Origin of the sequence: Williamsia maris (assembly GCF_024171815.1) — a bacterium.
Classification (GTDB): Bacteria; Actinomycetota; Actinomycetes; order Mycobacteriales; family Mycobacteriaceae; genus Williamsia_A; species Williamsia_A maris.
In genome coordinates, this window is the sequence record NZ_JAMTCJ010000004.1 from 756,803 (window position 1) to 777,563 (window position 20,761).

The following is a 20,761-nucleotide window of genomic DNA, read 5'->3' on the forward strand; positions in this document are numbered from 1 at the left end:
GAGCCGCGTGGACGATCGGGTACGTCTCATCCGGTGCAGCGGACGGTCACCCGACGCTGACGACCGGCGATCCGGTGGTCGCCTCGGGTCCAGTCTCCCCCGATTCGGCCGCAATGCGTAGTGCTTCTTCGATCAAGGTCTCGACGATCTCGGCCTCGGGCACCGTCTTGATGACCTCGCCCTTGACGAAGATCTGTCCGCGGCCGTTGCCCGACGCGACACCGAGGTCGGCCTCACGTGCCTCGCCGGGTCCGTTGACGACGCATCCCATCACCGCGACACGCAGCGGCACCTCCATGCCCTCGAGCCCCGCGCTCACCGCGTCGGCGAGCTTGTAGACGTCGACCTGCGCGCGACCACACGACGGGCACGACACGATCTCGAGCTTGCGGGGTCGCAGGTTGAGTGACTGGAGGATCTGGTCGCCGACCTTGATCTCCTCGGCGGGCGGCGCCGACAACGAGACACGGATGGTGTCGCCGATGCCCTCCGACAGCAGCGCACCGAAGGCGACGGCGGACTTGATGGTGCCCTGGAACGCCGGGCCGGCCTCGGTGACACCGAGGTGCAGCGGGTAGTCCGACTGCGCGGCGAGCTGACGGTAGGCCTCCACCATGATCACCGGGTCGTTGTGCTTGACCGAGATCTTGATGTCGCCGAAGCCGTGCTCCTCGAACAGGCCGGCCTCCCACAGCGCCGACTCGACGAGCGCCTCCGGGGTGGCCTTGCCGTACTTGGCGAGCAGTCGCGGATCGAGCGATCCGGCGTTGACGCCGATACGGATCGGGATGTTCGCGTCCTTGGCGGCCAGCGCGACGTCCTTGACGCGACCGTCGAACTCCTTGATGTTGCCGGGATTGACGCGCACGGCGGCGCAGCCGGCGTCGATGGCGGCGAAGATGTAGCGCGGCTGGAAGTGGATGTCGGCGATGACCGGGATCTGACTCTTCTTCGCGATGATCGCGAGCGCGTCGGCGTCCTCCTGCCGGGGGCAGGCCACCCGCACGATGTCGCAACCCGAGGCGGTCAGCTCGGCGATCTGCTGCAGCGTGGCGTTGATGTCGTGGGTCTTGGTGGTGGTCATCGACTGCACCGAGATCGGGTGGTCGCTGCCGACACCGACGGTCCCGACCTGGATCTGGCGGGTCTTGCGTCGGGGTGCGAGCACCGGCGGCGGTGCCGCGGGCATGCCGAGGCCGATCGACATCGGGCCGGATGTGGAGTCGCTGCTCATGGCTGTCGCTTCCTAGAAGAGTTTGATCGGGTTGATGATGTCGGCGGTGAGGGTGAGGACCATGTAGCTGCCCATGATCGCGAGCACCACGTACGTCGCCGGCATCAGCTTGATGTAGTCGACCGGCCCCTTGGCCACCTTGCCCAGGCGGGCGCGGATCGTGTTGCGGGCCTTCTCGTATCCGATGATCGCGATGTGCCCGCCGTCGAGCGGCAGCAACGGGACCAGGTTGAACAGACCGAGGAAGAAATTGATGCTGATCAGCAGCAGCAGGACCGCGGCCCACTGACCCCGCTCGGCGAGGTCGCCACCGATGACGCTGGCCCCGTACACGCTGACCGGGGTGTCGGCGGCGCGCTCACCACCGGTGACCGAGGTCCACAGTGCACCCACCTTCGACGGCAGCGACAGCAGCGAGTCCCACGTGGCGTTGGCGAGCTGGCCGGTGAACACCACCGCACCGGGTATGGCGCCGATCACCGAGTACTGGGTGTAGCCCGCCGTTCGCGGATAGGCGATGCCGATCTGGTTGACCGTCTTCGTCGCGCCCGCACCGGCCTCGGTGTCGGGGACCGTCACCGGCTGCGGGGTGACGGTGACGTCGAACCGGGCACCGTCGCGCAGCACGGTGAGGACGACCGGACCGGTGCTCTTCTGGATGACCGGACTCAGCTCGGAGGCCGTGCTCACCGGTTGGCCGCCGACCGCGACGATCTCGTCCCCCGCGCGGAGTCCGGCGGCCGCGGCGGGCCCGGTCCCGACGCACGGCGACGAGGTGCCGTCCGACGCGATGGTGGCGCTGACACAGTCGGTGCCACCGACCCGCGACGGTGTCGGCGGCGGACTGAGGTCGGGCAGGCCCACGCTCAGCGCCATGATCACGATGAGCACGAAGCCGAGGATGAAGTTCTGCATCGGCCCGGCGATCATCACCACGAAGCGCTTCCACGCCTTCTGGAGGTACATCGCCCGGTGGGCCTGTTCCGGCGCGATCTCGTCGTAGGTGGTCATACCGGCGATGTCGCAGAAGCCGCCCAACGGCAGCGCCTTGATGCCGTACTCGGTCTCGCCGCGCCGGAACGACCAGATGGTGGGGCCGAAACCGATGAAATACCGCCGTACGAGCATGCCGGTGCGTTGCGCAGCCCACATGTGACCGCACTCATGCCACGCGATGGACAGCAACAATCCCAGCGCGAACAGCAGCACACCGACAACGAAGACCACCGGAGCAATTACCTCTCTGACCGAATGACGAGTTCAGCGGCCCGCCGACGAGCCCAGTCGTCGGCGGCGAGAACCTCCTCCACGGTACCCGGGGTCGCGGACCACTCGTCCGCCTGCGCGAGGACGTCGCCGATGATGCCCACGATGCGCGGGAACGTGATCGCACCTGCGAAGAATCCGTCGGCCGCGGCCTCGTTGGCCGCGTTGAACACCGCGGTCAGCGACCCGCCGCGGGTTCCGGCCGCGCGGGCGAGGTCGATCGCCGGGAACACGTCGTTGTCGACCGGTTCGAACGTCCACGCCGACGCCGTGGAGAAGTCACAGGCGCTCGACGCGCCCGGGACCCGGTCGGGCCATCCCAGCGCGAGCGCGATGGGCAGCTTCATCGACGGTGGCGAGGCCTTCGCGATGGTCGCGCCGTCGACGAAGGTGACCATCGAGTGCACGATCGACTGCGGGTGCACGGTGACGTCGATGTGGTCGTAGGCGACGTCGAAGAGCAGGTGCGCCTCGACGACCTCGAGCGCCTTGTTGACCAGCGTCGCCGAGTTCAGCGTGATCATCGGGCCCATCGCCCACGTGGGATGTTTGCCCGCCTGTTCGGGGGTGACGTCGACGAGTTCGGCGGCGGTCCGTCCACGGAAGGGGCCGCCCGAGGCCGTCAAGACCAGGCGGTCGACCTCGGCGGCGGTGCCGCCGCGCAGACACTGCGCGATGGCCGAGTGCTCGGAGTCGACCGGCACGAGTTGCCCCGGTGCCGCCGCGGCGAGCACGAGCGAGCCGCCGGCGACCAGGGATTCCTTGTTGGCCAGGGCGAGTCGGGCCCCGGAGTTCAACGCGGCGAGGGTGGGCCGGAGACCGAGCGACCCGACGACGGCGTTGAGCACGACGTCGGCCTCCACCGATGCGATGAGGTCGCACATGGCGTCGTCGCCCCGCAGGACCCCGGTGATGTCGAGGACGCGCTCGAGTTCGGTGGCACCGGCCGGGTCGGCGACGGCCACGGCGGACGACACGATCCCGAACGCGGTGATCTGTCGCGCGAGGGCGTCGATGTTCGATCCACCCGCGCCGAGACCGACCACCTCGAACCGGTTGGGGTGTTCGGCGATGACCTCGAGGGCCTGGACTCCGATCGACCCGGTGGAACCGAGGATCAGTACGCGGATGGTCACCGGGTCATTGTGGTCGGCTGATGATGGGCGTGCCAATGCCGGGCTATGTCGATGCGCCGGGTGATCCACACCCGCTCGTGGGACTGGATGTGATCGCACAACCGCTCGAGGGCGGCGATCCGGGCAGGGCGACCGACGAGGCGGCAGTGCAGCCCGATGGACAGCATCTTCGGTGCACCCGCAGCGCCCTCGGCGTAGAGGACGTCGAACGCATCCCGGACGTAGGTGTAGAAATCGTCGCCGGTCGCGAAGCCGATGGGCGACGCGAACTTCATGTCGTTGGTGTCGAGGGTGTACGGCACCACGAGGTGCTCGACGTCGGTGCCGGCACCGTCGGGGACCCGCACCCAGTACGGGAGGTCGTCGGCGTAACTGTCGGAGTCGTAGACGAATCCGCCCTGCTCGACGACCAGGCGGCGGGTGTTGGGGGAATCGCGGCCGGTGTACCACCCGAGCGGGCGGTGGCCGGTGATCTCGGTGAGCAGGTCGATCGCCTCTGTCATGTGCGCCCGCTCGACGGTCGGGTTGATCAGCTGGTAGTTCAGCCAGCGGAAACCGTGTGCGGCGATCTCGTCGCCACGCTCGGCGAAGGCCGCGACGACCTCGGGGTTCCGGGCCATCGCCTGGGCGACGGCGAACACCGTCAGGGGGATCCCGCGGCGCTCGAACACCCGCAGCAGCCGCCACACGCCGGCACGGGAGCCGTACTCGTAGAGCGACTCCATGCTGAGGTGCCGGTTCGGATAGGACGCCGCGCCCGACATCTCCGAGAGAAACGTCTCACTGCCCCGGTCGCCCTCGAGGACGTTGTTCTCCGATCCCTCCTCGTAGTTGAGGACGAACTGCACGGCGATCGCGGCACCGTCGGGCCACTTCGGGTCGGGTGGGTGCTGGCCGTACCCGACCATGTCGCGGGGATAGTTCTCGGACCGATATCTCGACAGCGACACCCGGTCATTCTCACACCGGCCATCCTCGACTGCAGCCCCCGACACGACGGCGATATGCTGTGCCTACTACGCGCCATCGTTGACGCCCACGCGAGCGGCGCGACGTCGGAGAATGAGGAGAACGCCAGTGGCAAGCAGCGAGGTCGAGCACTCGAAGTCCCACTCCGAGGTCGCCGTGACCGGTTGGGCCCACGAGCCCGCCGATGCGCCGTCGGCCCGTTTCGGGTGGCACGGGGAATCGAAGACCGCGATGCGGATCGGCGGATGGGTCAGCGGGATCGCGTTGCTGGCCATGCTCATCGGCAACCACGAGAGCCGGGTCGAGGATCTCTACCTGATCGGCTTCGCCGCGGTGCTGTGGTTCATCCTGCTGCGCGACCTGTACCTCGGTCGTCGCAAGTGGAAGAACTGACCCTCAGCCCTCGGCCGCGAGCTGTCCGCACGCCGCGGCGATCTCCGAACCGCGCGTGTCACGGACGGTGCACGGCACCCCACCCTCGTTGACCCGTCGGACGAACTCGCGTTCCACCGGCTTGGGGGCGGCGTCCCACTCGCTGCCCGGTGTCGGGTTCAGCGGGATCACGTTCACGTGCGCCAGGTGTCCGAGGTGCTGCCGCAGTCGTTTCGCGAGCAGGTCCGCGCGCCACGGCTGATCGTTGATGTCGCGGATGAGTGCGTATTCGATCGACACGCGCCGACCGGACACGTCCGCGTAATACCGTGCGGCAGAGAGCACTTCCTCCACCGACCACCGGTTGTTGACCGGGACCAGGGTGTCGCGCAGTTCGTCGTCGGGGGTGTGCAGCGACACCGCCAGCCGCACCTGCATCTTCTCGTCGGCCAGGCGGCGGATCGCCGGGGCCAGCCCCACCGTCGACACGGTCACCGATCGCTGCGAGATCCCGAGGCCCTCGGGCGCGGGTGAGGTGATGCGCAGCACGGCATCTCGCACGCGGTTGTAGTTCGCCAGCGGTTCGCCCATCCCCATGAACACCACGTTGGAGAGTCGACGGGCTCCCGGGAGCTGACCGTCGGCCACCGCACGTGCTGCCGCCCGCACCTGGTCGACGATCTCGGCGGTGGACAGGTTCCGGTCGAGACCGCCCTGCCCGGTCGCGCAGAACGGGCACGCCATACCGCAGCCGGCCTGACTCGAGACGCAGACCGTGGTGCGGTCGCGGTAGCCCATGAGGACCGACTCGAGCATGGTGCCGTCGTGCAGGCGCCACAGCGTCTTGCGGGTGGTCCCGTCGTCGCAGGCGATGTGACGGATCGGCGTCATCAGGGTCGGGAAGAGTTCCTGTCCGACCGTCGCGCGCACCGCCGCGGGCAGATCGGTCATCGCGGCCGGGTCGGCCTCGAGCCGACCGTAGTACTGACGGGCCAGCTGATCGGCGCGGAACGCGGGCAGCCCGAGCTTCTGCACGGCCTCGGCACGCTGCGCGCGATCGAGGTCCGCGAGGTGGGTCGGCGGACGCCCCCGCTTGGGGGCGTCGAACACCAACGGGAGGTCGGGACCAGGCATGGGTCAACGGTCTCGCAGTTCGGGACGGAAATCCAATCGACTCCCGCCGCGCCGCCGCAGGTCGGCCGGTACCCCGATTGTCCGATTGCGTCCCGACGCGCGCGGAATCGTTCCCACTCCGCCGGGCGAATCGACGATGATGTGTCCATGACGAACCAAGAACCCGTGGCGGGCAAGGATCCACAGCCGGTCGAGACCAGCGGCTCCACCGATGCGGGGCTGCCCGCAGCCGATCACCGCGACTCGGTCAAGCAGGCGCTCAGCGACGTCCAGCACACGCGGACGAAATCGGCGTGGGTGGGGGTGATCGTCGGGGCGGTCATCCTGATCCTGCTGTTGGTCTTCATCCTGCAGAACCTCGACAGCCGGACGATCCAGTTGTTCTTCTGGGAGGTCAACCTCCCCCAGGGTGTGAGCCTGCTGATCGCCGCGATCGCGGGCGCGTTGATCACCGCGGTGGTCGGTGGCGCGCGCATGTTCCAGATCCGGCGCGCGGTCCGCAAGGCCTGACCTCCTCGGGCGGGCGGGGGTCGTCGGTCAGGCGTGGACCACGGCGCCCTGGCCGGCGATGTCGGCGACCGCCGACCGTGCGGCCTCCGAGATGGCCTCGGGCAGCGCCGATCCCGTCCGCACACGCAGGGTGAACGGCGGCGGTTCCGGGAGGTCGAGCACGAGTCGCATCCCGTCGGGGACACCGTCGATCACCGGCAGAAGGGTTACTCCCAACCCGGCCCGGACCGCGGCGGTGACCCCGGCGAGGTCCTGACTCTCGGCGACCACCCGCCAGTCGATCCCCGCGGCGCGCAACGTCTCCACCGACGGCGTGCGCAGCGCGCACGGGTCGTCGAACAGGATCACGGGCAACTCGGAGACGGTCGAGAGGTCGAGATCAGCAGCGGCGAACCATCGCACCGGGATCACCGGGGCATCGTCGTCGGCGCCGATGAGGTCGAGGAACACCGCGATGTCGACGCTCCCGTCGTCCAGACCGGCGAGCACCCGTGCGCTGCGGTCCACCCGGAAGTGCACGCGACTGGCGGGGAGGCGTTCGCGCAGCAGACCGGTCAGGGCGGGGATGAGACGATCGGCCGCGTGTTCGGTGGTGGCCACCGACACCGTCTCGCTCGCCTGGACCGACACCGCCCGCAGCGCGGTGTCGTGCGCAGCGAGAATCGCGTCGGCGTGCACGAGCAGGACCTCCCCCGCCCGGGTGAACGCCATGGTCCGGCCGCGCCGCTCCACCAGCGCCACACCCGTCGCGGTCTCGAGTCGCCGGACGTGCTGACTGACCGCGGACTGGGTGAGGTGCAGCGCCTGTGCTGCGCGGTGGAATCCGCCGCAGCGGGCCACGGCCACCAGGCTGCGCAACGGGACGATGTCGAGGGTCGCACTCATGGCCACCACGATAGCGCGTGAACGATCAGCGAATGCGATCGATCACGATCGCCGATCGTTGTTGGACAGCGACACGTGTCGTTTGTCAGGCTCATGAGCATGCGGATCTCACCTGCACTCGGCGGCTCGATCATCGTGCTGTGGTCGTTCGGTTATCCCCTGGGCGCGCTGGGGATCACGGCGATGTCACCGATGCTCCTGCTCACGTTCCGGTTCGTGCTGTCGGCGCTGCTGATGGGCGGCGCGGCGGCCGTCGCGCACGCCCGGTTCCCCCGGGGACGTCAACTCGCGCACGTCGCGGTGGCCGGCCTGCTCACCCAGGGCGTGCAGTTCGGCTGCCTCTACATCGGCCTCGAACTCGGTGTCCCGTCGGTGATCGCGGCCCTGCTGATCGCACTCAACCCGGTGGTGACGGCGGTGCTGGCCCGTCCGATCCTCGGCGCCCACCTCGGGCGGCGTCAGATCCTGGGTCTGGCGATCGGGGTCGCCGCGGTCGTCGCCGCCTGCGCACAACGCGTCGCCACGACCGGCCCGCTCGACGCGGGTGTCGCCCTGACCCTCGTCGCCGTCCTCGGTCTGTCCCTCGGCGGCCTGTACCAACAACGCTTCTGCTCCGACGTCGACGTCCGCAGCGCCAATGCCGTCCAGCTCGGTGTCGCGGCGGTGCCGGTGGCGATCATCGCCGCGATGACACCGGAGGCCATCACCGACCCGCTGCGGGCGGCGTGGGTGATCCCGGTGATGGTGCTGTTCTCGTCCGCGCTGTGCACGACCCTGTACATGCGGGCGGTCAACCAGGCGGGCGCGGCTCAGGCCGCGATGCTGTTCACGGTGATCCCGTCGGTCGCCGCGGTGATGGGGTGGGGAATGCTCGGGCAGCGCCCGGACGTCGGCGTCTACGTCGGCCTGGTGCTCGGCGCGGCCGCCCTGGTCATCGGCCGGAGCGTCCGACCGACGGCCGATTCGACGGTGTCGGTTACAGCAGGGCGCCCAGGATCGCCCACACCACGAACGCAGACGGCAGGATCGAGTCGAGTCGGTCCATGATCCCGCCGTGGCCGGGCAGCAGGGTGCCCATGTCCTTGATGCCGAGATCGCGCTTGACCTGGGATTCGACGAGGTCGCCGAGGGTCGCGCAGACGACCAACACGGGCCCGAGGACCAACCCGATCCACCAGTGGGCGTCGACCAGGTAGGTGATGACGAGGACGGCGCCGACGGTGCCGAAGACCAGCGAACCGGCCATCCCCTCCCAGGATTTCTTGGGGCTGATGGCGGGCACCATCGGATGCCGGCCGAAGAGCACCCCGGCGGCGTAACCGCCCACGTCGGAGCACACCACGACGATCATCAGGGTCAGCACACGTGCCCACCCGTGGCTCTGCAGCACCATCATGATCGCGAACGACGCCAGCAGCGGGAGCCACGCGAGCACGAGAACGGTCACCGCGAGATCGCGGAGATAGTTCACCGGCGGGTCGGTGATGCCCCCCGACAACAACTTCCAGATCATCGCGACGAGAACCGTGGCGACGAACGACACCAGTGCTCCGTCGGTGCCGTAGGGCCAGCTGGTCCACATGATCGCCTGGCCGCCCACGAGCAGCGGGACGACGCCGACGTCGTACCCGCCCGCTCGCAGCCGCTTGATGACCTCCCACATGGCGACCGCGAGCGATACCGCGACCACGCCGATCCAGACCTTCGGGATGAACACCAGGACGAGAATGACCCCGACGCCCAGCGATCCGCCGACCGCGATCGCGGCAGGCAGGTCACGGCCGGCGCGAGACTTCTTCGGCTCCGGGGCCGCGGCATCGCCGCCCGTCGTCACCGGGGGTGACGACGGCGGTCCCGCCGTCGGATCCGTGTCCGTCACTGGTCGATCCTGTCTGTCCATTCGTTTCGAGTCGCCCGGGGTCTCACACCTCGAGGAGCTCGCCTTCCTTGTGCTTGACGAGTTCGTCGATCTGATGAACGTAGCCCGCGGTCGTCTTGTCCAGATCCTTCTCGGCGCGGCCGACCTCGTCCTCGCCCGCCTCGCCGTCCTTCTGGATCCGCTTGAGCTCGTCGACGGCCTTCCGTCGGACGTTGCGGATGGAGATCTTCGCGTCCTCGCCCTTCGACTTCACCTGCTTGACCAGCTCGCGTCGACGTTCCTCGGTGAGCTGCGGGATCGAGACACGGATGATGTTGCCGTCGTTGGTCGGGTTCACGCCGAGGTCGGAGTTGCGGATTGCCGTCTCGATGTCGTTGAGCGTGCCCGCCTCGTACGGCTTGATGATGACCATGCGTGGCTCGGGGGTGCTGATGGACGACACCTGGGTGATCGGCGTCGTCGCCCCGTAGTAGTCGATGACGATGCGGTTGAACATCGAGGGGTTGGCACGACCGGTGCGGATCCCACCCATGTCGTCCTTGGCGACGCTGACCGCCTTCTCCATTTTTTCCTCGGCGTCGAACAATGCTTCGTCGATCACGACTTCTCCTCCATCAGGTGGTCACCAGGGTTCCGATTTTCTCACCCGCGACCGCTCGGGCGATGTTGCCCTCCACCAGGAGGTTGAACACCAGCATCGGCATCTTGTTGTCCATGCAGAGGCTGAACGCGGTGGAATCGGCGACGGCCAACCCCTTCTCGATCACCTCGCGGTGGCTGATCTCGCGGTAGAGCGTCGCGTTCGGGTCGATGCGCGGGTCGGCCGAGTAGACGCCGTCGACACCCTTGGCCATCAGCACCGCCTCGGCCTTGATCTCCAGTGCGCGCTGCGCGGCGGTGGTGTCGGTGGAGAAGTACGGCATGCCCATGCCGGCACCGAAGATGACGACACGACCCTTCTCGAGATGGCGTTGTGCGCGCAACGGAATGTACGGCTCGGCGACCTGCCCCATCGTGATGGCGGTCTGCACGCGGGTGACGATGCCCAACTTCTCCAGGAAGTCCTGGAGGGCAAGACAGTTCATCACGGTACCGAGCATGCCCATGTAGTCCGAACGGGACCGCTCGAGACCGCGCTGCTGGAGTTCGGCGCCGCGGAAGAAGTTGCCGCCGCCGATGACCACGGCGATCTCGACGCCGGTACGGACGACCTCGGCGATCTGCGCGGCGACGGTGGCGACGACGTCGGGGTCGAGTCCGACCTTGCCGCCACCGAACATCTCGCCACCGAGCTTGAGGACCACCCGGCGAAAGCCCGGACGGTCACCGGTCGATCCCGGGTCACCCACTTCGGTCACTACGACACCTTTCGTTGTCCTCGCCTCTGCCCCACGCCGGGGCGAGGGAGGAGGTTCGCCCTCGGTGATCCTATGCGGTGCAGGCGGTGGCGATCACACTCACCGGTGCCCCTCGGCGCGGGATCTCACGATCGCGGGCCGGACACAAACAACCCCGGCGAGCGACTTCATGCTCACCGGGGTTGTCAGTGTGTGATCAGGCCTGGCCGACCTCGAAGCGGGTGAAGGCCACGACCGTGACGCCTGCGGCGTCGAGCACGGACTTCACCGTCTTCTTCGAATCCTGCACCGAGGACTGGTCCACGAGGACGACGTCCTTGTAGTAGCCGGTCACGCGACCCTCGACGATCTTGGTGAGGGCCTGTTCGGGCTTGCCCTCCTCGCGAGCGGTCTGCTCGGCGATGCGACGCTCGGACTCGATGACGTCGGCGGGGACCTCGTCGCGCGTCGCGTACTTCGCCTTGAGTGCGGCGACCTGCATGGCGGCACCGCGAGCGGCCTCGGCCGCCTCGGGTCCGTCACCGGTGTAGGACACCAGCACACCCACGGCGGGCGGCAGGTCCGACGCCCGCTTGTGCAGGTAGCTCGCGACCGGGCCGTCGTAGGACACGACGCGACGCAGTTCGAGCTTCTCGCCGATCTTGGCCGAGAGTTCCGCGACGGCGTCGGCGACGGTCTTGTCGTCGAGCTTCGCGGCAGCCAGGGCGTCGAGGTCGCCGGTCTTCTGCTCGGCGGCCGCGGTGACGATGCGGTCGGCGAGCTTCTGGAACTCCTCGTTCTTGGCGACGAAGTCGGTCTCGCAGTTGATCTCGATCATCACGCCGTCGCGGGTGGCGACGAGGCCCTCCGCGGTGGACCGCTCGGCACGCTTGCCGACGTCCTTGGCGCCCTTGATGCGGAGCTGTTCGACGGCCTTGTCGAAATCGCCGTCGTTGTCGGCCAGCGCGTTCTTGCAGTCGAGCATGCCCGAGCCGGTCAGTTCGCGGAGCCGCTTCACGTCAGCGGCGGTGTAGTTCGCCATCGGTGGCGAGCCTCCTTAGATCTTCGGTGGGCGATGGACCACGCGGGTGAACGCGGGCCGCATCGCCGTGTCGGATGTCGCGGGCGGCGGTGTGGAGAACGCCTCGCGAGTCGAGTCCGGGCGCACGCGTCGCCGAGGTGGTCACCTCGGCGACGTCGTGCACGTCGATGACGGCGAGCAGGTGGCTCGCCGACAGGTGATCAGGCCTGCGGGGCCGCCGGTGCCTCGGTCGTGGTGGCCGGTGCGGCCTCCGCGGGTGCGGCGTCGGCAGCCGGGGCAGCAGCCTCGGCGCCTGCGGGGGCGGTGGCCTGCGTCAGCAGTTCCTGCTCCCACTCCGCCAGCGGCTCACCGGCACCCGACTCGGGCTTGGTGTCGCCGGCGGTGTTCTGTCCGGCACGTGCCTGGACGCCCTCGGCGACGGCCGAGGCGACCACGCGGGTCAGCAGCGCAGCGCTGCGGATCGCGTCGTCGTTGCCCGGGATCGGGTAGTCGACCAGGTCGGGATCGCAGTTGGTGTCCAGGATCGCGATGACCGGGATGTTCAGCTTGCGAGCCTCGCCGACGGCGATGTGCTCCTTGTTGGTGTCGACGATCCACACGGCCGACGGAACGCGAGCCATGTCCCGGATGCCACCGAGGGTGCGGTCGAGCTTGGTCATCTCACGCGTGAGCATGAGGATTTCCTTCTTGGTCCGACCCTCGAAGCCACCGGTCTGCTCCATGGTCTCGAGCTCCTTGAGGCGCTGGAGACGCTTGTGGACGGTGGAGAAGTTGGTGAGCATGCCACCGAGCCAGCGCTGGTTCACATACGGCATGCCGACGCGCAGCGCCTCGGATGCGATGGACTCCTGCGCCTGCTTCTTGGTGCCGACGAAGAGGACGGTGCCGCCGTGGGCGACGGTCTCCTTGACGAACTCGTAGGCCTTGTCGATGTAGGTCAGCGTCTGCTGCAGATCGATGATGTAGATGCCGTTGCGATCGGTGAAGATGAATCGCTTCATCTTGGGATTCCAACGACGGGTCTGATGCCCGAAATGAGCGCCGCTGTCGAGCAGCTGCTTCATGGTCACGACTGCCATGTGTGTGTTCTCTCCTGTGTGCAGTTTCCTCGTCGGTCGCAGGTGCGACCGACCCTGACGCCTGACGCCGACCAGAACCCGGACTCGTGTGAGTTCGGGACCGCCTGGTCGGTGGCACCGTCTCCGATCCCCGATGACGGGGTGCAGACGGTTTCGCAGGCGTGCGAAGTCACTCCACCCGCCGGGTGAAGCGCATCGGCCAGTCTACGCACGTCGACGGGTGCACGAGAAATCCGTGACGGCGCGATGGAACCGCGAGGTCACGGGGCACGTCTGAGCACGATGGACAGTCGAATCGGCGTGCGGTTGCGGGAACTCGCGACGCGTCTGCTCACGGCGTCGGTCGTGGCGGGTCTCGTGGGGACGGGTGTCGTCGCGTCAGGGCTCGTGGCGTCGGGCGGTTCGGCGGCCACCGGTGAGTACACCTGGCCGTTGGCGCCGCGACCGTCGGTGGTGCGCGGTTTCGACCCACCCGAACAGCGGTGGATGTCGGGTCATCGCGGGGTTGACCTGGCATCCACCGCCGGTGCAGTCGTCCGGTCGGCGGGCAGTGGGGTCGTGAACTTCGCCGGGGAGGTCGCAGGCAAACAGGTGGTGTCGGTGCGCCATGCCGACGGCATCCTCACCACCTACGAACCGGTGGAGGCGCTGGTGACGGCGGGTCGGCCGGTGGCGCGCGGCGATCCGCTGGGAACGCTCGTGGTCGGTCACGCAGGCTGTGTCGGTGTCTGTCTGCACTGGGGCGCGCGCCGGGGCGCGGGGTCCGGAGCCCGGTACCTCGATCCCCTGGCGCTGCTCGGAGTGAGTCGCGTGCGACTCAAACCCCTCCAGCCCGGCGACGCCTGACCGTGGTGGGCCGTTCCTCCGCGTTGGGCCGTCGTTTCTTCGTGTTGGGCCCTCGTTTCTCCGTGTTGGGCCCTCGTTTCTCCGTGTTGGGCCGTTGTCGGAGCGCGTCGAGCCCAGGCGACCGCGGCGGCGGCCACGGAGCCCAACCGACGACGAACGACGGCCCACTCCGCGAGTGCTAGGGCCCACCGGGGGAAAACGACGGCCCAACCCGCGTGTGGGCGAGCGGGTTCGGATCAGGCGCGGGGGTGGGCCTGACGGTGGACCGCGCGGAGGCGTTCGACACCGACGTGGGTGTAGAGCTGTGTGGTCGCCAACGAGGAATGCCCCAGCAACTCCTGGACGACGCGGAGATCCGCCCCGCCCTCGAGCAGGTGGGTCGCCGCCGAATGCCGCAGACCGTGGGGACCCAGATCGGGTGCTCCCTCTACCGACTGCGTCGCGGTGTGCACGACGCTGCGCGCCATCCGCGGATCGAGTCGGCCGCCCTTGGCCCCCACCAGCAGGGCCGCACCGGAGCGAGGATTCGCGAGCGCGGGGCGCCCGATGCGCAACCATCGGTCCAGTGCCTCGGCCGCCGGGACGCCGAACGGAACCGTCCGTTCCTTGTCCCCCTTGCCGATGACGCGCAGGACACGGCGGCCGTCGTCGACGTCCCCGACATCGAGCCCGCACAGCTCGCCGACACGAATCCCGGTGGCATACAGCAATTCGACGATGACACGGTCGCGGATCGCCACGGGTTCGTCGCTGGTCGAGCGCGTCGGATCGCCGGCAACCCGCCGGGCCTGCTCCGCGGTCAGCACCGGTGGCAGGGTGCGGTGCGCCCGCGGGGCCTGCAGGCGGATCGACACATCCGAGCCCAGCAGCCCCTCGCGTGTCGCCCAGGCGCAGAACGTCTTGACCGACGACACCTGCCGGGCGATGGTCGTGCGCGCGGCGCCGCGGCGCGTCGACTCCCCCAGCCAGGCGCGCAGCAGGGCGAGGTCGATGTCGGCGATCGCGCGCTTACGGACACCCGCGAACGAGATCAACGCGCGGACGTCACCCACATAGGCACGGATGGTGTGTTCGCTGCTCCCGCGCTCGTAGCGCAGGAAGTCCTCGAACTCGCCGAGCCGGGTGGAAGTCGTCACGTGGTCACCTCACGTCGAAAGTGTCGACGGGGCAAGCGCACACGCACTCCGTGACCAAAGCGTGCCCCGAGCGCGCGGGACGACGGCCCTACAGGGCGCTGCCCGCGCTCTCTTCTTCCTTGCGCAACTCGGCCTTCCACTGACGGAAACCGTCCTCGGTTCGGCCGCGACGCCAGTAGCCGGAGATCGACGCGTTCCTGGCCGAGACGCCGCGCTCCTTACGGACGTAGCGCCGCAGGTTGTGCATGACCGCCTGCGCCTCGCCGTGGATGAAGACCTGCGGCTCGCCGTCGAGCCACTCGGCGGCGCGCACGGCCGCGATGACCGGAGCGTTGTCGCCGGCCACGGCGTCGTCGGCCTCGTCCGATCCGGCGCCACGATGAATCCAGGTGATGTCCGCGCCGGAGGGCGCTGCGAGCGTCAACTCGTCCTCGGGGCCGGCGACCTCGATGAACACCTTCGCAATCGCGGTGTCGGGCAATGCCTCCAGAGCCGACGCGAGCGCGGGCAGGCCGGCCTCGTCGGACGCCATCAGATGCCAGGGCGCGGCGGGATCGGGGCGGTACCCACTGCCCGGGCCGTTGAATCGCACGACGTCGCCGGGCTCCGCGGACGCAGCCCAGGGGCCGGCGATGCCGGATGTGCCGTGGACGACGAAATCGACCGCGATCTCACCGCGTTCGGTATCGACCGACCGCACGGTGTAGGTGCGCACGGCGGGTTGGTCGGCGGGAGCGAACTCGCTACGGATGCGGTCGAGGTCGAACGGCTCGGGGTAGTCGACCCCCGGTCGGCCGAAGATGATCTTGATATAGGAATCGGTGTCGTCGCTGGCGTCGAACTCGGTGAACCCGGGTCCGCCGAGGTACACGCGAACCATGTGCGCGGTGATCCACTCGGTGCGGGTGACGACCATCGTGTTGAGCTTCCTGGCCACAGGTGTTTCTCCTTGCTGTCGTTACCGAGCGTACACGCCAGCAAAGGGCACCCTAAGTTGTCGCGGGCGTCTCTTCGCGCAGTCCCCACGGTTGCCCGAACCCACCGTCGGCCTCGGGGCGCGCCATCAGGTCGAGGAACGGACCGGCCGCGAACGCCTCCGGACCGAGGACTCCGGCTCCCGCCCATGTCCCTGCGGCCAGGAGTTCCAGTGCGACAACCGGTCCGAGCGCGGTCTGCCAGACGACGCACTGCGTTCCGTACTCGCGCATCGTCCATTCGTTGTCGCTGACGTGGTAGAGGTACACGGCCCGCGGCGCGCCGTCCTTGGTGCCGGTGACGTACATGCCGGCACAGGTCTTCCCGGTCATGATCGGTCCGATGCCGGCGGGATCGGGCAGCGCGGCGGCGACCACGTCACGCGGTGCGACCGACACCGGACCGTCGGCCGATCGGACGCGGATCGGGGCCGTGGAGTCGAGCCCCAGCGTGTGCAGCGTCTTGAGCACCCCGATGAACTCGGCGCCCAGGCCGTACTTGAACGTCACCCGCTGCGCGTCGAGCCAGCGGGGCATGAGCAGGACCTCTTCGTGTTCGACGTTCACGCACTCGACCTCGCCGATGCCGTCGGGGAAGTCGAACACCTCGGGCTCGGAGAACGGCGGGGTGGTGAACCATCCGCGGCCGGACTCCCAGATGACCGGCGGGTTGAGGCACTCCTCGATCGTGGTCCAGATGCTGAACGACGGTGCGAAGATCTCGTTCCCGGACTCGTCGCGCACGACGAGGTTGGCGCCGTCCCGTGTCCCGAGCTCGTCGACGGTGTCGAAGAGTTCGTCACACGCGTAGCGCGCGAACACATCCGAGAGGCCCGGCTCCACGCCCATACCGACGAGCGCGAGCCGACCCGACGACTCCCACTCGTCGTGCGCGGCGAACTGCTGCTCCCCCAGCATCACGCCGGTCTGCGCGTACGGGTCGGTGGGGTGCGGCGCGCTGAGACTCATCGCCATGTCGAGGTAGTCGGCCCCGGCCGCGAACGCGCCGGCGAAGACCGTCGGCACGAAGGACGGTTCGACCGCGTTCATCACGTGGGTGGCCCCGTGTTCGCGAGCCAACGCCGTCACCGCGTCCGCATCCGAGGCGTCGATCTGCGCCGCGATGAAACGACGCGCCGACTCGACACCGGTGCGTTCGGCGATCGCCGCGACCGTCCTCTCGGCACGCGCCGGGTCGAAGTCCGCCACCACGCAGAGTTCGAAGAAATCGCGGCGGGCGGCGATTTTCGCGATGGCGTCGCCGACGCCACCGGCACCGATCAGCAGGATGCGCATTCGGCCAGCCTAGTCAGCGCACCCCCGGCAGGCGTCGGTTCTAGAGCACCGGACCCCGGCGACCACTCGCCCACACCGCGGCGGTGTTCCGGTACGCGTCGTCGAGCATCACGCTGGTAGCGAACTCGCGCACCACGGTCTCTCCGCGTGCGGTACGCACGATGAGGAAGTGACCGACGAGCTCACCCGGATCAGCCAGCCCGGCCACCACGATGTGGTGTCGGAAATCGCGGGCGATGGCAGCGAGCTCGCTGAGTTCGACGCTGATCCGTCCGACGAAACCGTCCGTCGAGTCGACGTCGGGCACGACCCATCCGCCGATCGGGAGGAGCGTCGCCAGCACGGCATCTCGAGGGGTGTTGCGCAGGATCTCGAGGTCGGAGTCCGGTGGAAGCGACGGCTCGTCCGAGGGCGAGGCCGCGATGGACATCAGCGCGGCGAAGCCGTCGATCGCCTCGTCTCGGTTCAGCGTCCCGGAATCGAGGTCGGACCAGAACACCTCGAACGCGGCGTGTGCCGCCCCCTCGAGCGGGTCGTCTCCGGCTGCCACCATGGTCTCGCCCTCCTCCCCACACACGCCGACGCCGTGCAGTAGGTCGAACTCGACGGTATCGGCAACGCCGGTCATCAGCGTGCCGGCAGGCGCCACCCTGATCCGTCGGAGGTGACCAACCCGTAGGTCTCCAACATCGCCAGCGCGGGCCGGGTCCGCGCGACCTCGATGCCCGCGGCGAAGGCGATCTCGGCGATGGTGGCCGACCCGCGACCGGGGATGGCGTCGCGCACGCGGGCCTGGATGTCGTCGAGCACCTTCTCGTCCGGTCGGCGGGTGATGGCTCCGGCCGCGGTGTCGGTGCCGTCCGGGGAGATCAGTCGTTCGACGTCATCGGCGTCGATGACCAGCTGAGCCTGCCCGTCGCGGATCATCCGGTGGCACCCCAGCGACGTCGCCGACGTCACCGGACCCGGCACGGCCCCGACCGGGACCCCGGCCTTGACCGCCCACGCCGCGGTACTCAGCGACCCGCTCCGGCGGCCCGCCTCGACGACCACGACCGCCTTCGACAGCGCCGCGACCAGCCGGTTGCGGGTCAGGAACCGGTGCCGGGCGGCCGAGGTCCCCGGTGGGTACTCGCTCACCACCACCCCGGTGCGGACGATCTCGTCGAAGAGCCGACCGTGCCCGCTCGGGTAGTCGATGTCGATTCCGCACGCGAGGACCGCAGCCGTCGCACCGTCGGATGCGAGCGCGGCGCGGTGGGCGCTGCCGTCGATCCCGTAGGCGCCGCCGGACACGACGCCGCGCCCGGCGGCCGCCAGACCTGAAGCCAGTCGCGACGTGACGTGCTCGCCGTACTGCGACGACGCCCGGGATCCCACGATGGCGGCGGCACGGTCGACGATGGCGTCGAGGCGCCCCTGACCGCGTACCCACAGCGCCATCGGCGGGCCGCCGCGCGATGCCGTGTCCGACAATGTGAGCGCATGCAGCGCCCACCCCGGCCATTCCTCGTCCTCAGGGGTGATCAGACGGCCGCCCAGCCGCGCGGCCGTCTCGAGATCATCCTGGGCACCGTCGTATTCGTATCGCGCGGCGGTGGCGCGCAGGACGGCGTGATGGCCGTCAGGGATCCGTCGGGTCGACACCGCCCGGGCGGCTTCGCGGACACCGACCGCGTCGATCAGCCGGGCCACCGGGGTCGACGGTGGCTCGGCCACCGCGGAGAGATATGCCCAGGCCAGGGCGTCCTGTGCGTCGGTCATGCGTATCCCCGATCACGGAAGAGCAGCGCCTGCGCCACCTCGTCCTCGGTCGGTGACAGCCCACCGCGGAGGTCGGTCAGAGTCCACGCGAGTCGCAAGGCGCGGTCGGCGCCCCGTGCGGTGACCCGGCCGTCCCGGAGGAACAACTCGACCGGGCGGGTCACCGCCGTCGGGAGCCGGAACTGTTGACGCAGCGCCGAACCCGGCACCTCGCTGTTGGTCTGCCAGCCGCGGGCCGCCCATCGTTCTCGGGCCGCCTGTCGTGCCAGTGACACCCGTGCCCGGACATCGGCGCTGCTCTCACCCGACGGGTTCATCAGCGCGGCGTTGCCGGGTGGGTCCATCCGGACGCGGATGTCGACGCGGTCCATCAGCGGACCGGACAGCTTGCCCAGATAGCGGCGGCGGACCTGCGCCGAACACACACAGTCGACGTCATTGGCGGGTGCACACGGGCACGGGTTGGCGGAGAGGATCAGCTGGAACCGGGCCGGCATCACCGCGACCCCGTCGCGGCGCATGACGCGGGTCTCGCCGTCCTCGAGAGGGGTGCGCAGAGACTCCAACGCCTTGACGCCGAGTTCGGCGCATTCGTCGAGGAACAGCACCCCTCGATGTGCGCGGGAGGCCGCCCCGGGGCGGGCCATCCCGGTACCGCCACCGACCAGAGCGGTCGACGAGGCCGAATGGTGCGGCGCGATGAACGGCGGGTCGGTCACCAACGGCCGCCCCGCAGGCAGTGTCCCGGCGATCGAGTGGATCGCGGTGACCTCCAACGACTCCAGCTCGGTCAGCGGCGGCAGGATCCCCGGCAGCCTCCGCGCCAGCATCGTCTTGCCGATCCCCGGCGGGCCGGTCATGAACAGGTGATGCGCCCCGGCCGCCGCGATCTCGAGCGCGTAGCGCGCCTCCTCCTGCCCCACCACATCGGCCAGATCAGGAACCGGCGCCGACGCCACGACTCTCGTCTCGTCGGAGACGGTGTCGAGAACCCGCTCACCGCCCAACCAGCCCAACACATCCGACAGATGCCCGGCCCCACCGACATCGATCCCCGACACCAACGCCGCCTCGGCCACGTTCGCCAACGGCACCACCACGTGGGTGAACCCGGCCCGCCGCGCCGCGACCACCGCCGGCAACACCCCACGCACTCCGCGAATCCGGCCGTCGAGCGCCAACTCCCCGATGAACACCGTCTTCTCCAGGTGATGCGTCGGCACCAGATCCTTCGCCGCCAACACCGCCAACGCCAGCGCCACATCGTAATTCGACCCCGACTTGGGCAACGTGGCCGGCGACAGACTCAACGTGATCCGACCGTCCGGCCACTTCTTCCCACTGTTGGTGATCGCCGCCCGAACCCGATCCTTGGACTCCTTGAGCGACGCGTCGGCCAGACCCACCAACTGCACACCCGGCAACCCCTGGCCGATGAACGCCTCGATCTCCACCATCACGCCCTCGACACCGCTGATCGCGACCGAGCGCACACACCCCAGCGACATCAGAACACCCCACGCAGATGCCGGACACTCGGAACGCCGGCCGAATCGATCTGCACGGCAATGACATCGAACCGGATGACCGGCCACCCGCGTTCCTGCTCGGCCAACCACAGACCGGCCAGACGACGCAGACGGCGATACTTCTCGTACGTCACCGCCTCCGCCGGATCTGCGTACAACGACCCCGTGCGCGTCTTCACCTCGACGATCACCAGATCGGCCCCGTCGACCGCGATCACGTCGATCTCGCCGTACCGACACCGCCAATTGCGTTCCAGCACCGACCAACCCGCACCGGACAGATACTCGACCGCGACATCCTCGCCGCGCTGCCCGATCACCTGACGCCGATTGCGCCCCCGCTTCGCTGTAGCCACGGACCAACCATGACCGC

General features: G+C 69.0%; 22 protein-coding genes. 4 read left to right on the forward strand and 18 right to left on the reverse strand.

Features of this window, described 5'->3' with window-relative positions; all coding sequences use genetic code 11:
• Positions 1 to 46: 46 nt before the first annotated feature.
• Genes ispG through puuE form a run of 4 tightly spaced genes read right to left on the reverse strand, consistent with a single transcriptional unit; the run spans position 47 to position 4,544 of the window.
• Positions 47 to 1,234, reverse strand: coding sequence for a flavodoxin-dependent (E)-4-hydroxy-3-methylbut-2-enyl-diphosphate synthase (gene ispG, locus LX13_RS22180; RefSeq protein ID WP_253663456.1), 1,188 nt, complete (start codon positions 1,232 to 1,234; stop codon positions 47 to 49).
• A gap of 12 nt (positions 1,235 to 1,246) precedes the next feature.
• Entirely contained in the window at positions 1,247 to 2,461 is a 1,215-nt protein-coding gene (locus tag LX13_RS22185; RefSeq protein ID WP_253663457.1) for a M50 family metallopeptidase, read from the reverse strand.
• 8 nt (positions 2,462 to 2,469) lie between these two features.
• On the reverse strand, positions 2,470 to 3,636 hold the full coding sequence (gene dxr, locus LX13_RS22190) for a 1-deoxy-D-xylulose-5-phosphate reductoisomerase (protein ID WP_253663458.1): 1,167 nt from the start codon (positions 3,634 to 3,636) through the stop codon (positions 2,470 to 2,472).
• Complete coding sequence (gene puuE, locus LX13_RS22195; RefSeq protein ID WP_253663657.1) at positions 3,633 to 4,544, reverse strand: allantoinase PuuE; 912 nt, start codon at positions 4,542 to 4,544, stop codon at positions 3,633 to 3,635. The genes dxr and puuE overlap by 4 nt, the downstream gene beginning before the upstream one ends.
• Positions 4,545 to 4,713: 169 nt before the next feature.
• Here puuE and LX13_RS22200 point away from each other — a divergent pair, with 169 nt between their 5' ends.
• Positions 4,714 to 4,998, forward strand: a complete 285-nt coding sequence (locus LX13_RS22200; RefSeq protein ID WP_253663459.1) for a DUF2631 domain-containing protein — start codon at positions 4,714 to 4,716, stop codon at positions 4,996 to 4,998.
• Between the two features lie 3 nt (positions 4,999 to 5,001).
• Here the strand turns inward: LX13_RS22200 and rlmN are convergent, their stop codons facing one another.
• Entirely contained in the window at positions 5,002 to 6,111 is a 1,110-nt protein-coding gene (rlmN, locus tag LX13_RS22205) for a dual-specificity RNA methyltransferase RlmN (RefSeq protein ID WP_253663460.1), read from the reverse strand.
• A 147-nt stretch (positions 6,112 to 6,258) separates the two neighbouring features.
• Between rlmN and LX13_RS22210 the strand changes: the two genes are divergently transcribed.
• Positions 6,259 to 6,621 carry a LapA family protein gene (locus LX13_RS22210; RefSeq protein ID WP_253663461.1) on the forward strand — a complete coding sequence of 121 codons (363 nt, stop codon included), beginning with the start codon at positions 6,259 to 6,261 and terminating at the stop codon, positions 6,619 to 6,621.
• Between the two features lie 27 nt (positions 6,622 to 6,648).
• Here the strand turns inward: LX13_RS22210 and LX13_RS22215 are convergent, their stop codons facing one another.
• Complete coding sequence (locus LX13_RS22215; RefSeq protein WP_301301546.1) at positions 6,649 to 7,506, reverse strand: LysR family transcriptional regulator; 858 nt, start codon at positions 7,504 to 7,506, stop codon at positions 6,649 to 6,651.
• Positions 7,507 to 7,605: 99 nt separating this feature from the next.
• Here LX13_RS22215 and LX13_RS22225 point away from each other — a divergent pair, with 99 nt between their 5' ends.
• On the forward strand, positions 7,606 to 8,553 hold the full coding sequence (locus LX13_RS22225) for a DMT family transporter (RefSeq protein WP_253663462.1): 948 nt from the start codon (positions 7,606 to 7,608) through the stop codon (positions 8,551 to 8,553).
• Here the strand turns inward: LX13_RS22225 and LX13_RS22230 are convergent.
• The 5 genes from LX13_RS22230 to rpsB all read right to left on the reverse strand — a co-directional run bounded on the left by LX13_RS22230 (position 8,483) and on the right by rpsB (position 12,843).
• On the reverse strand, positions 8,483 to 9,406 hold the full coding sequence (locus LX13_RS22230) for a phosphatidate cytidylyltransferase (RefSeq protein ID WP_372499997.1): 924 nt from the start codon (positions 9,404 to 9,406) through the stop codon (positions 8,483 to 8,485). The two genes, LX13_RS22225 and LX13_RS22230, sit on opposite strands and share 71 nt — an antisense overlap.
• 22 nt (positions 9,407 to 9,428) lie before the next feature.
• Positions 9,429 to 9,986 carry a ribosome recycling factor gene (frr, locus tag LX13_RS22235; protein ID WP_253663463.1) on the reverse strand — a complete coding sequence of 186 codons (558 nt, stop codon included), beginning with the start codon at positions 9,984 to 9,986 and terminating at the stop codon, positions 9,429 to 9,431.
• Positions 9,987 to 9,999: 13 nt separating this feature from the next.
• Positions 10,000 to 10,734 (reverse strand): UMP kinase, encoded by a 735-nt coding sequence (pyrH, locus tag LX13_RS22240; protein WP_253663660.1) that lies wholly within the window; start codon positions 10,732 to 10,734, stop codon positions 10,000 to 10,002.
• A 205-nt stretch (positions 10,735 to 10,939) separates the two neighbouring features.
• Positions 10,940 to 11,764: a translation elongation factor Ts gene (gene tsf, locus LX13_RS22245; protein ID WP_253663464.1), complete on the reverse strand. Its 825-nt coding sequence runs from the start codon at positions 11,762 to 11,764 to the stop codon at positions 10,940 to 10,942.
• Between the two features lie 200 nt (positions 11,765 to 11,964).
• A complete protein-coding gene (gene rpsB / locus LX13_RS22250; RefSeq protein ID WP_253663465.1) occupies positions 11,965 to 12,843 on the reverse strand; it encodes a 30S ribosomal protein S2 in 879 nt (292 codons plus the stop codon).
• Positions 12,844 to 13,125: 282 nt separating this feature from the next.
• Between rpsB and LX13_RS22255 the strand changes: the two genes are divergently transcribed.
• A complete protein-coding gene (locus LX13_RS22255) occupies positions 13,126 to 13,689 on the forward strand; it encodes a murein hydrolase activator EnvC family protein (protein ID WP_253663466.1) in 564 nt (187 codons plus the stop codon).
• 236 nt (positions 13,690 to 13,925) lie between these two features.
• Here LX13_RS22255 and LX13_RS22260 read toward each other — a convergent pair whose 3' ends face one another.
• From LX13_RS22260 to LX13_RS22290, 7 genes are all read right to left on the reverse strand, one after another.
• Positions 13,926 to 14,825 carry a tyrosine recombinase XerC gene (locus tag LX13_RS22260; RefSeq protein WP_253663467.1) on the reverse strand — a complete coding sequence of 300 codons (900 nt, stop codon included), beginning with the start codon at positions 14,823 to 14,825 and terminating at the stop codon, positions 13,926 to 13,928.
• A gap of 88 nt (positions 14,826 to 14,913) precedes the next feature.
• Positions 14,914 to 15,762 carry a siderophore-interacting protein gene (locus tag LX13_RS22265; protein ID WP_253663468.1) on the reverse strand — a complete coding sequence of 283 codons (849 nt, stop codon included), beginning with the start codon at positions 15,760 to 15,762 and terminating at the stop codon, positions 14,914 to 14,916.
• Between the two features lie 52 nt (positions 15,763 to 15,814).
• Positions 15,815 to 17,095, reverse strand: a complete 1,281-nt coding sequence (locus tag LX13_RS22270; protein ID WP_253663469.1) for a saccharopine dehydrogenase family protein — start codon at positions 17,093 to 17,095, stop codon at positions 15,815 to 15,817.
• A gap of 40 nt (positions 17,096 to 17,135) precedes the next feature.
• Positions 17,136 to 17,744: a hypothetical protein gene (locus tag LX13_RS22275; RefSeq protein WP_253663470.1), complete on the reverse strand. Its 609-nt coding sequence runs from the start codon at positions 17,742 to 17,744 to the stop codon at positions 17,136 to 17,138.
• Entirely contained in the window at positions 17,723 to 18,859 is a 1,137-nt protein-coding gene (gene dprA / locus LX13_RS22280; RefSeq protein ID WP_253663471.1) for a DNA-processing protein DprA, read from the reverse strand. The genes LX13_RS22275 and dprA overlap by 22 nt, the downstream gene beginning before the upstream one ends.
• A complete protein-coding gene (locus LX13_RS22285) occupies positions 18,856 to 20,367 on the reverse strand; it encodes a YifB family Mg chelatase-like AAA ATPase (protein ID WP_253663472.1) in 1,512 nt (503 codons plus the stop codon). The genes dprA and LX13_RS22285 overlap by 4 nt, the downstream gene beginning before the upstream one ends.
• Positions 20,367 to 20,744 (reverse strand): YraN family protein, encoded by a 378-nt coding sequence (locus LX13_RS22290; protein ID WP_253663473.1) that lies wholly within the window; start codon positions 20,742 to 20,744, stop codon positions 20,367 to 20,369. The genes LX13_RS22285 and LX13_RS22290 overlap by 1 nt, the downstream gene beginning before the upstream one ends.
• Positions 20,745 to 20,761: the final 17 nt, after the last annotated feature.